The sequence below is a fragment of the Plesiomonas sp. genome (assembly GCF_051650925.1).
Classification (GTDB): domain Bacteria; phylum Pseudomonadota; class Gammaproteobacteria; order Enterobacterales; family CAMTGL01; genus Plesiomonas.
On sequence record NZ_JBOFRH010000222.1, the window covers coordinates 1 to 9,742 of the forward strand.

General features: G+C 51.8%; 9 protein-coding genes. 4 read left to right on the top strand and 5 right to left on the bottom strand.

Features of this window, described 5'->3' with window-relative positions:
- Together ACRC27_RS05255 and argE are read right to left on the bottom strand one after the other, a co-directional pair.
- Positions 1-628, bottom strand: a 628-nt coding sequence (locus ACRC27_RS05255; RefSeq protein WP_438639358.1) for a phosphoenolpyruvate carboxylase, incomplete at its 3' end; no start/stop codon positions are given.
- Positions 629-792: 164 nt separating this feature from the next.
- Positions 793-1,971: an acetylornithine deacetylase gene (gene argE / locus ACRC27_RS05260; RefSeq protein ID WP_438639359.1), complete on the bottom strand. Its 1,179-nt coding sequence runs from the start codon at positions 1,969-1,971 to the stop codon at positions 793-795.
- A 482-nt stretch (positions 1,972-2,453) separates the two neighbouring features.
- Between argE and argC the strand changes: the two genes are divergently transcribed.
- The 4 genes from argC (at position 2,454) to argH (ending at position 7,054) form a co-directional block, all read left to right on the top strand.
- Positions 2,454-3,458, top strand: a complete 1,005-nt coding sequence (gene argC / locus ACRC27_RS05265) for an N-acetyl-gamma-glutamyl-phosphate reductase (protein ID WP_438639360.1) — start codon at positions 2,454-2,456, stop codon at positions 3,456-3,458.
- A 27-nt stretch (positions 3,459-3,485) separates the two neighbouring features.
- The gene (argB, locus tag ACRC27_RS05270; protein WP_438639361.1) at positions 3,486-4,274 is read left to right on the top strand and encodes an acetylglutamate kinase; all 789 of its coding nucleotides are present in this window, start codon (positions 3,486-3,488) and stop codon (positions 4,272-4,274) included.
- Between the two features lie 67 nt (positions 4,275-4,341).
- Positions 4,342-5,553 carry an argininosuccinate synthase gene (locus ACRC27_RS05275; protein ID WP_438634943.1) on the top strand — a complete coding sequence of 404 codons (1,212 nt, stop codon included), beginning with the start codon at positions 4,342-4,344 and terminating at the stop codon, positions 5,551-5,553.
- A gap of 112 nt (positions 5,554-5,665) precedes the next feature.
- The gene (gene argH, locus ACRC27_RS05280) at positions 5,666-7,054 is read left to right on the top strand and encodes an argininosuccinate lyase (protein ID WP_438622703.1); all 1,389 of its coding nucleotides are present in this window, start codon (positions 5,666-5,668) and stop codon (positions 7,052-7,054) included.
- Between the two features lie 154 nt (positions 7,055-7,208).
- On the opposite strand, the gene ACRC27_RS05285 is transcribed toward argH, so the two are convergent.
- The 3 genes from ACRC27_RS05285 to ACRC27_RS05295 form a co-directional block, all read right to left on the bottom strand.
- Complete coding sequence (locus ACRC27_RS05285) at positions 7,209-7,502, bottom strand: hypothetical protein (RefSeq protein WP_438622704.1); 294 nt, start codon at positions 7,500-7,502, stop codon at positions 7,209-7,211.
- A gap of 183 nt (positions 7,503-7,685) precedes the next feature.
- Positions 7,686-9,134: a dihydrolipoyl dehydrogenase gene (locus ACRC27_RS05290; protein WP_438630791.1), complete on the bottom strand. Its 1,449-nt coding sequence runs from the start codon at positions 9,132-9,134 to the stop codon at positions 7,686-7,688.
- Between the two features lie 110 nt (positions 9,135-9,244).
- Positions 9,245-9,742, bottom strand: a 498-nt coding sequence (locus ACRC27_RS05295; RefSeq protein WP_438639362.1) for a glutaredoxin domain-containing protein, incomplete at its 5' end; no start/stop codon positions are given.

Genomic DNA, 9,742 nt, shown 5'->3' on the forward strand with positions numbered 1-9,742 from the left:
CAACCACCGCATAGCCCCACTTGGCTTCATCGAGTGGCGTTGGGCGCTCTTTACGGATCTCATCGGTGTACCATGCTTGTGCAATTAGTTGCATTAGGCGCTGGTGAATTTTACGCCGTTCAGCGTCTGGCAGATCGTCGTGCTCTAGCTTATCGAGGCAGCGGTTAATCTGCACATGCTTGTGGATCAGCGTCCGACGGGTGATTTCAGTCGGGTGCGCGGTCAGCACCAGCTCAATAGAGAGCTGGCTAACAGCCTCACGGATCTTCTCTTCACTGATCCCTTTTTGTTTGAGATTTTCAAACAGGGTATCGAAGGTGTCTGGGCGGAAAATATGGGCGTCGCTGTTACGCGAAATAGTATGGTATTGCTCAGCAATATTGGTCAGATTCAAGAACTGACTGAACGCACGCGCCACCGGCAACAACTCATGGTTGGACAGGTTTTGCAGTGTATCGAGCAGCATCCGGCGGTCATTTTCATTACCCGCACGTGATGATTTGGATAACTTACGGATTGTTTCAACCCGCTCCAACAGAGGCTCACCTCCGGCATCGCGGATTGTCTCCCCCAACAACTTGCCCAGCATACTCACGTTGCTGCGCATGGCGGCATAATGTGCGTTCATGGCTCTCCATCCATTTAGTAAATTTACTACATCCGTTACGCTAAATAGCGTTTCTGCTATCTAGCCATGAACTTAACTGTTCGTCAAATGGCCAATGGCCCTGCTCAACCTTACAAGATTGTGCTAAATCAAAACAAGGTGAAATTAAATAACATTCAGCGGTTTTATCCCCCCAATCGGGTTTGGTTGCTGGCCGCATTTGTACTACAAAACTCGGTGATTAAACGTGTCAGCAACAGGGTGGTTGGCAGAATAAAGTCGGTGGAAAGAAACTCATCTGGCTGGTGTGCTTGTTCAATCGAGCCGGGGCCGAGTACCAGTGTCGGGCAGACCGACTGAATAAAGGGTGCTTCGGTGCAGTAGTTGACGGTGGCGCAAGGTTCACCCAACAGTTTTTCTACCACCTGTACAATTTCAGCATCTGGTGGGCACTCATAACCGGGGATCGGATCATGCAGGGTATGAATAGATAACCGCCCCGGCCAGCGCTGTTGCACCGGTGCAAGAGCACTGTGCAACATCTCATCGAGATCACGCAGGGTTAAGCCCGGTAGCGGGCGGATATCCATGTGTAATTCACAGCAGCCGCAAATGCGGTTTGCGGCATCCCCGCCATGAATATGGCCCAAGTTTAGGGTAGGGTAGGGAATGGTAAAACCGGCATGATGATAACGCTCACGCAACTGATTGCGCAGCAGCATGAGCTGTGTGGTGGCTTCGTGCATCAACTCAATGGCATTGACCCCACGATCGGGATCGCTAGAGTGGCCGGACTGCCCCAAAATACGGATGGCATTTGATAAATGCCCTTTATGCGCGCGAATGGGCTGTAGTGATGTCGGCTCGCCAATCACTGCGTAGTCAGGTTTTACCGTGGCGGTGGCGGCAAAGAGCTGCGCTCCGGCCATTGATGTCTCTTCATCTGCGGTGGCCAGTACGCGCAAAGGCTTGGTCAGCGTGTTGCGATCTAACTGGCGAACCGCTTCAAGAATAAAGGCAAAAAAGCCTTTCATATCCGCCGTACCCAGCCCATAAAAGCGGCCATTCTCTTCGGTCAGGGTGAACGGGTCTTTGGTCCAGCGCCCTTCATCAAATGGCACTGTGTCTGTATGTCCAGCCAACAGTAATCCACCTGGGCCGCTACCTAGTGTGGCCAGCAGATTGTATTTATCGCGGGTATTTGGCACGGGCTGGATCTCAACCGTAAAGCCTAAATGCTCAAACCAGCCGGCCAGCAGGTCAATCAGCGCACGGTTACTTTGGTCGCACGCCGCATCGGTTGCACTGATAGAGGGGGTTGCGATCAGGCTACGGTAGGTATCGATAAACTGAGGAAATTTCATACAGAGATTGACAGTCCTTTGATTGAATGGTATCGATATAATAATGCAATTCTAGTGAATAAAAATACACTTAATTTTGTGGGTGATTGAAATAATGACAAGGACTGTTTTGACTGCGTTATCCCCTGCCATACCCCTTCTGCTCCGACGATGAGTCAGCCCATGGTTACGCCTGCCCAACCGGCGGTGTAGCGGGCAACTGCTCAGGTTACACCCGTTGTTATCACATGCGTTAGAACATACCCGTTAACATGTATCACTGTTTTGCCACCGCACTCTACGTGCTTCTTTTTATCGGTGTGGCCACATGTGTGACTTAGCATGTAGAGCGCGTTTTACGGCACATTGGCGGTAGATTGTGTGCGGTGCAGCATGCAACACCGCTGTAGTGATGTTTTACCGCGCTAGCGCGACAGGTGCAAAGAGAGATTGATGTTCTCACGGTTGAAATTTTTTTATTCCCGCAACAGGAAAGGATTCTGATGTTAAAGACCCTGATTATTGGTGCCAGTGGATACACAGGTGCTGAACTGGCCGCGATGGTGGCTCGTCATCCGCAATTAACGCTGGCTGGCCTTTATGTGTCGGCGGGCAGCCATGATGCAGGACGCCTGTTATCTGATTTGCACCCGCAATTTAAGGGTGTGCTGGATATTCCGTTACAACCACTGCATGAGGTCAATCTGCTGGCACAGCAAGCAGATGTGGTGTTTTTGGCAACGGCGCATGAAGTGAGCCACGATCTAGCCCCGCAGTTTCTGGAGGCCGGTTGTACGGTATTGGATTTATCTGGCGCATTTCGGGTGAACTCTGCTGAGTTTTATACCCAATATTACGGGTTTACCCACCAGCACCCGCAGTGGCTGGATCGCGCCGTTTACGGGCTGGCTGAGTGGCAGGCCGAGGCGATTGCCCATGCTCAACTGATTGCCGTACCGGGCTGTTACCCGACCGCCTCGCAACTGGGGCTAAAACCGCTGATTGAAGCGCAGTTGCTCGATACTGCCCAATGGCCGGTGATCAATGCCGTCAGCGGTGTCAGCGGTGCTGGGCGTAAAGCCAGTTTAACCAGCAGTGTGTGTGAGGTGAGCTTACAGCCATACGGGGTGTTTACCCACCGTCATCAACCGGAAATTGCCGCTCACTTAGGTGTGCCGGTGATTTTCACCCCGCATCTGGGGAATTTTCCGCGCGGCATTTTAGCCACTATCACCGCCAAACTGCGCGCAGGGGTAACCGCAGCACAGATCCAGCAGGCCTATACAACAGCCTATGCCGCGCAACCTTTAGTGCGTTTATATCCTTCAGGCTGGCCATCGATTCGCGCGGTTGTTGGAACACCGTATTGTGATATCGGTTTTGCCTTGCAGGGCGAACATGTGATTGTGGTCGCAGCTGAAGACAATTTACTCAAAGGGGCTGCGGCACAAGCCATGCAGTGTCTTAATTTACGTTATGGCTTTGCGCAGACTTGCGCGCTGATTTAACCCGTATCTGTTTGAAGGAGCAAACTTATGACTGCAGCGCTTTCCCGCCCACTGGTCATTAAATTAGGTGGCGTACTGCTCGACAGTGATGAAGCACTGGAGAAACTGTTTTCAGCGCTGGTGGCCTATCATCAGCAAAATCCGCGCCCACTGGTTATCGTACACGGTGGGGGGTATTTGGTGGATTCCCTGATGAAAAAACTGGCCTTGCCGGTGATTAAAAAACAGGGTTTGCGGGTTACACCGGCTGATCAAATTGACATCATCACCGGCGCTCTGGCGGGCACAGCCAATAAAACCTTGCTGGCATGGGCGATAAAAAAACAGATTGCGGCTGTCGGGTTGAGTCTGGCTGACGGCGGGTTCACACAAGTGACCCAACGAGACCCTGAGCTGGGTTTTGTGGGCGATACCGCAGCTGGTAACCCAACACTGCTTACCTTGCTGCTCAGTAACGGGTATCTGCCCATTATCAGCTCGATTGGCATTGATGCTCAGGGCCAACTCATGAATGTGAACGCTGATCAAGCGGCCACTGCCATTGCCGAAACCCTACACGCTGATTTAGTGATGCTGTCAGATGTCAGCGGTATTTTAGACGGTAAAGGTCAGCGGATTGCCCAGTTGCCAAGCAAAAAAGCGCAAGAGCTGATCACTCAAGGGATCATCACTGACGGCATGATAGTCAAAGTGAATGCTGCGTTGGCGGCTGCACACACCTTGGGGCGACCCGTGGATATTGCCAGTTGGCGTTATCCTGAACTGTTACCGGCACTGTTTAACGGTGAGGCAGTCGGCACCCGAATTATGCTGTAAGTGCGCCGATTCTATGTCAGTGCACCCACTCAAATAATCAGAGAGTTCAACGTTTAAGGAAAAACAGATGACGAAGAAAAATGGCATGAGCAAAATCGTATTGGCGTACTCAGGCGGGCTCGATACCTCGGCAATTATTCCGTGGCTGAAAGAGCATTACGATTGCGAAGTTATCGCGTTTGTTGCCGATGTCGGGCAAGAGCGTGAAGATTTGATTGGGATAGAAGAAAAAGCGCTAAAATCAGGTGCTTCAGCGTGCTATATCAAAGATTTACGTGAAGAGTTCGTCAAGCACTATGTCTACCCGACACTGCAAACGGGTGCGCTGTATGAGGGCACTTATCTGCTCGGTACATCCATGGCTCGCCCAATTATCGCCAAAGCGCAAGTTGAGCTGGCGCTGGAGATTGGTGCTGATGCGTTATCGCATGGCTGTACCGGCAAAGGCAATGATCAGGTGCGTTTTGAAACCACTTTTGCTGCGCTCGCTCCGCAGTTGAACGTGATTGCCCCGTGGCGAGAGTGGGATCTGCGCTCGCGTGAGGCACTGCTCGACTATCTGGCCGAACGCAATATTCCAACCACTGCTTCACTGACCAAAATTTATAGCCGCGATGCTAACGCTTGGCACATCTCCACCGAAGGCGGTGTACTGGAGAGCACGTGGAATGCCTCGAACCAAGATTGCTGGGTCTGGACAACCGATCCTGAACAAGCGCCCGAAAAGCCTGAATATGTCACCGTACAGGTGGCCAACGGTGAAGTGGTGGCGGTAGATGGCAAAGCTATGAGCCCATACCAGTGCTTAACCTACCTGAACGATAAAGGCGCGCCGCACGGTATCGGTCGGGTTGATATTGTCGAAAACCGTCTGGTTGGCATGAAATCACGTGGCTGCTATGAAACGCCGGGCGGCACTATCATGGTCACCGCACTGCGGGCGATTGAGCAACTGGTGCTCAACAAAGACAGCTTCAAGTGGCGTGAGCAGTTGGGGTTAGAGATGTCACACGTGGTCTATGACGGCCGCTGGTTTACCCCACTGTGTGCCTCGCTGGTGGCGGCGGCACAATCACTGGCTGCCGACGTGAACGGTGAGGTGGTGATTAAGTTGTATAAAGGAAACTGTACCGCGATTCAGAAACGTTCGCCGAACAGCCTGTACTCGGAAGACTACGCAACCTTTGGTGCTGATCAAGTGTATGACCACAGTGATGCGGGTGGATATATCCGCCTGTACTCACTCTCTGCCCGTATCCGCGCATTGAGCCGTCAGTAGACCCTGACTCTTACCGCAAGCTGCACGGTATCGGCATACTCTGCCGATACCCGTGTTGGTGTTAGTTTTATCACAATATCATGATAACAACCGCGCGATAACAGGAGTAGACATGGCTCAGGCAGGTGCACTGTGGGGCGGACGGTTTAGCGAAGCGGCCGATCTGCGCTTTAAACAATTTAATGACTCACTGCGGTTTGATTACCGCTTGGCCGAGCAGGATATTGATGGCTCAGTGGCGTGGTCACACGCACTGGTCAGCGTGGGTGTGTTGACCGAGCGTGAGCAACAACAACTCGAAGCGGCGCTGCTGGCGCTCAAACTGCGAGTTCAGGCCGATCCGCAACAGATCCTGCACTCTGATGCAGAAGATATCCATAGCTGGGTAGAAGGTGAACTGATTCAGGCCGTGGGCGATTTAGGGAAAAAGCTGCACACTGGCCGTAGCCGTAACGATCAGGTCGCCACTGATCTGAAACTGTGGTGTAAGCAGCAAACGTTGGTATTACAACAGGCTATCCGCCATTTTCAGCAGGCGTTAGTACAGACTGCCGATGCACATCAGCACGCGGTGATGCCGGGTTATACCCATCTGCAACGCGCCCAACCGGTGACTTTTGCTCACTGGTGTCTGGCCTATTTTGAGATGCTAGAGCGCGATCATTCTCGCCTGAGTGATGCGCTGGTGCGCATGAATACCAGCCCGCTCGGTTGCGGCGCACTGGCTGGCACGGCGTACCCTATCGATCGTGATCGGCTGGCTACCTCACTCGGGTTTGCCAGTGCTACGCGCAATAGCCTTGATACTGTAGCCGATCGCGATCATGTGGTTGAACTGATTTCCGCTGCAGCACTGAGCATGAGCCACCTGTCGCGTTTTGCCGAAGATTTGATTTTCTTCAACAGCGGTGAGGCCGGTTTTGTTGAGTTGGCAGATAAAGTCACCTCTGGCTCATCACTAATGCCGCAGAAGAAAAACCCTGATGCCCTTGAGCTCATTCGCGGAAAAACTGGGCGAGTAACCGGTGCGCTCAGTGGTCTTCTGGTCACCCTTAAAGGCTTGCCGTTGGCCTACAACAAAGACATGCAAGAGGATAAAGAGGGGCTGTTTGATGCGCTCGATACTTGGTTGATGTGTCTGGATATGGCCGCGCTTGTGCTTGAGGGCATTGCGGTGCGTACTCAGCGCACGGCAGATGCCGCGCAGCAAGGGTACTCGAATGCCACAGAGCTGGCCGATTATCTGGTCGCAAAAGGTATCGCGTTCCGCGAAGCTCACCATATTGTCGGTGAAGTGGTAGTGGCTGCCATTGCGGCTGGAAAAGCACTCGAAGCGTTATCGCTCAGTGAGTTACAGCGGTTTAGTGCGGTGATTGCGGCAGATGTCTACCCAATATTGTCACTGGAGTCTTGTCTGGCCAAACGCAGTGCAAAAGGTGGCGTTGCACCCGAGCAGGTTGCTTTTGCCATTGCACAGGCAAAGCAGCAATTAGCGGGATAAACGGCAGGGCCGAGTCAATCTGTGCTGCATAGTGGGTGTGGTTAAATATTGGCTGAAACACCTTACGCGACAGTGCTGCTGTGGAGGTTGCTACAGCAGCACGCGGTGAGTGACAAAACGGTGAGCCTCATAACGGGCAGAGAGAAGCAGAGGTTTACAGTGCGAAAGCCATCTGCGGATCAGCGGCGGTAAACTTCACATGCAGCTTGTTGCTGCGTGGAAATTCGCGCGCGATCACCGGTTTTAAGATCGTACGTAATTGTGAAAAATCACAGTGCAGCGTTTGATCAACAAAACCAAACACACTGATGCGATAAGCATCTGCTGCTGTTTTTTCTACCCAGTAACCGCGATCTTTTTTGAATGAAAAAACACCCAAGCGATCGCCAGTATGAAATGAACGGCTGCGTTGCAAAGAGTAGGTCAATGCGTGAGCGGCGGGGATCATAAGTGTTCTCCTCATCCTGACTTTTTGTCTATTATGACAAACTCATTGCATATCATCCATTCAGAATTATTGACTCTTTCGTTCAGCGTTGCTGAATCGATACCAATAAAAAGGCCACTTCAGTAGTGAAGTGGCCTTTTTTTATCTGCAATAACAGGGTATTGCGGGATAAAATATCAGCGGTTACTCACCCGGACAAACCTGACAGTGAGCGACCATCTCTGGCCCCAGCTTGAGTTTAGCCTGCAAGTCACGCAGTGCCGTGCGCAGACCCTCTTCGATCACCGGATGATAAAATGGCATATCCAGCATCTGGCCTACCGTCATCTGTTGCTGATGTGCCCACGCTAGCAGGTGTGCAATGTGTTCAACATTTGGCCCCATCATCTCAGCACCGAGGAAGCGGCCGGTTCCTTGCTCGCCATACACATGCAAAAGACCTTTGTTGCGCAGCATTACCCGTGAACGGCCCTGATTTTCAAAAGAGACCTCACCGGTAGCAAAACAACCACACGAACCGTATTTCTCACTCAGTTCACGGTGGGTAGAGCCAACCATAGCAATTTGTGGATCAGAGAACACGACCGAGATCGCGCTGCGGCGTAAACCGGCACGGATATCCGGAAAACGGCCAGCGTTATCACCGGCAATTTTGGCTTGATCGGCCGCTTCATGCAGCAGAGGAAGCTGGTTGCTGGCATCACCGGCGATAAAAATATGTGGCACACTGGTTTGCAACGTGTAGCGATCAGCCTGCGGAATACCGCGATCATTAACCGCTACCGTAGTATTCTCTAGCCCAATTTTATCGACGTTCGCACGGCGGCCAGTGGCGGCCAGCACGTAATCGACCAGAATCTCTTGGCTTTGCCCCTGCTTATCTTGATAACGGATAAACACTTGATCGCCTTCGCGCTGCATCAGCTCTACCTTGGCATCAGCATCAAGGTAGAACTCATCGTTGAGGGCTTTCGCCGCATAGTCACGAACTGCGCTGTCAGTCAGCGGGCCAACCAGACCGCCCATCCCGAACATCACAACCTTTACACCTAAGCGGTGCAGTGCTTGTCCTAGCTCCAGCCCAATGACGCCGGGGCCAAACACCGCCACTGATTGCGGTAAATCGTCCCAGTTAAACACATCATCATTAATGATTAAGCGATCACCGAGCGAATTCCACGGCGCAGGCCAGCTTGGGCGAGAGCCGGTCGCAATGACAATGCGTTTGGCAGTAATCTGGGTATGCTGATCAACTTGCAATGTATGCTCATCAAGAAAGCGAGCATAACCGAGAATTTTATCTTCGGCCGGAATGCTATCAACGCCCTCCATCACAAAGCCAACAAAGCGATCACGTTCGCGTTTAACGCGATCCATCACTTCACGGCCATTGATCAGCGTTTCGCCTTGTGGATGAACACCAAAACCGGGGGCTTTTTCAATCTGATGCACCGCTTCTGCGGCAGCAATCAGCAGTTTAGAGGGCATACAGCCTACCCGAGCACAGGTTGTACCAAACGGGCCACCTTCAATCATTACCACACTATTCGTGTGTGCTTTTGCTGCCCGATACGCACCTAAACCAGCTGTACCACCACCAATAACTGCAACATCAACCTGTAACTGCTTCATTTGTTTATCCTTATTTTCTGGATTTTGCACATCCAACGGGTAAAAAAAGGGCGGGGAGGGGGCTCCCCGCCAAATGCTTTACGTTGGCTTTCTTATTGATAACGCGAGAGTTATGCGTGCAAATAGGTCTCTAAGTCATCGCTACCGCCAATGTGCTTACCGCCGATAAACACTTGTGGCACGGTAGTGCGGCCGGAAATAGCACGCAGACTGACGGTGGTGGCATCTTTACCCAGAATAATCTCTTCAAATGCAATGTGGCGATCCATCAGCATCTGCTTGGCTTTTGCACAATACGGGCAGCCAGGTTTGGTAATGATAGATACGGATTCTTGTACCTGATAATCAGGAGACAGATATTTCAGCATGGTATCAGCATCTGAAACTTTGAACGGATCACCTGGCTCTTCAGCTTCGATAAACATCTTCTCGACCACGCCGTTACGTACCAGCATGGAGTAACGCCATGAACGCTGACCAAAGCCCAGATCACCTTTCTCTACCAGCATACCCATGCCGCGAGAGAACTCACCGTTACCGTCAGGAATAAAGGTAATACGGTCAGCTTTTTGATCATCTTTCCATGCGTTCATAACGAAAGTATCGTT

What these genes read in the sequence shown, in the direction of transcription:
- argE (WP_438639359.1), bottom strand. Translation starts at nt 1,971, where the DNA reads ATGAAATTTCCTCAGTTTATCGATACCTACCGTAGCCTGATCGCAACC.
- argC (WP_438639360.1), top strand. Translation starts at nt 2,454, where the DNA reads ATGTTAAAGACCCTGATTATTGGTGCCAGTGGATACACAGGTGCTGAA.
- argB (WP_438639361.1), top strand. Translation starts at nt 3,486, where the DNA reads ATGACTGCAGCGCTTTCCCGCCCACTGGTCATTAAATTAGGTGGCGTA.
- ACRC27_RS05275 (WP_438634943.1), top strand. Translation starts at nt 4,342, where the DNA reads ATGACGAAGAAAAATGGCATGAGCAAAATCGTATTGGCGTACTCAGGC.
- argH (WP_438622703.1), top strand. Translation starts at nt 5,666, where the DNA reads ATGGCTCAGGCAGGTGCACTGTGGGGCGGACGGTTTAGCGAAGCGGCC.
- ACRC27_RS05285 (WP_438622704.1), bottom strand. Translation starts at nt 7,502, where the DNA reads ATGATCCCCGCCGCTCACGCATTGACCTACTCTTTGCAACGCAGCCGT.
- ACRC27_RS05290 (WP_438630791.1), bottom strand. Translation starts at nt 9,134, where the DNA reads ATGAAGCAGTTACAGGTTGATGTTGCAGTTATTGGTGGTGGTACAGCT.